This window comes from Anaerococcus tetradius ATCC 35098 (assembly GCF_000159095.1).
Lineage (GTDB): Bacteria > Bacillota > Clostridia > Tissierellales > Peptoniphilaceae > Anaerococcus > Anaerococcus tetradius.
Map to the genome: position 1 here is coordinate 1 of NZ_GG666326.1, position 979 is coordinate 979.

Sequence of the window (979 nt, forward strand, 5' to 3'; positions counted from 1 at the left end):
AGATACAAATCAGTTTAGATTTGATAAATTACAAGATGAACACCTATGTAGATAAGAACCTAATTGACAGCTTTCAATACACCTATGATCCCTTAGATGCAAGTGATTTAAAAGAGCTAGTACAGATAAAGACATCTATTGGATTTTGGGATTTTAGTGAGCTTGTATCAGTAAATGAAGAAAAACTGAGAGAAGTAATGGGACTTGAGATAGATGATGATGGCAACTTCTATGATCCATTATCTAAAGATATGGATTTAGACGGAATAATAGATAGAAATGATGCTGATTTTAGAGATAGTAAAGTGCAGGAAATAGGAGATTTTGAAATGAAAGAAAAAACATCTATTATGGATAAATTAAAGGGATATAGGGAGAATTTAGCAGTAAATAATAATATAAAAGAAATAAATAATAGTGAACCATGTGGCAGATAAAACTTTAAATGATATTATTAGAGGAAAAAGAATATGGAATTTGATAGAGATAGATTTAATGAATTTATTCAAGAAAATTTTTCTTTTGATGGTGCTACTCAGAGAATAATTAACAATATAGTTGAATATGGAATTAAAAATTTTGCCACTTCAGAAGATAAATTAGTTGAATTTATTCAGACTACAATTGATGATCCAACAGTTGAAGAAATAAAACAATTTATTATTAGTGATGAGAAGGAAGAAGAAATAAAAGATTTCACAGATGAGATGGATAAAAAAATAAAAGGAGGAATAGCAATGAATATAAAAAAGGGAAATGTAATTGAAACTGAATTTGGAGACACTATGGTACTGGATGTGAAAGATAATCAAGCGACCTTATTTGACGGGAATCAATTTATTTTAGCCACAGGAGTGGAGTTTAATAAAGAAAGTGGAAAGTATGAATGGGATTCTGTTAGATACGCAAGTGATATTAAAACAATAGCAAACATGGAAAATACAAATTTTGAAAGCATGAAAAATACAATAGATTTCTT

Annotated in this window: 2 pseudogenes; both read left to right on the plus strand. The window is 28.5% G+C overall.

Features of this window, described 5'->3' with window-relative positions:
* Positions 1-437: pseudogene (locus HMPREF0077_RS10820) on the plus strand (hypothetical protein); the annotation flags it as partial.
* A gap of 33 nt (positions 438-470) precedes the next feature.
* Positions 471-979, plus strand: a pseudogene (locus HMPREF0077_RS09975) (single-stranded DNA-binding protein); the annotation flags it as partial.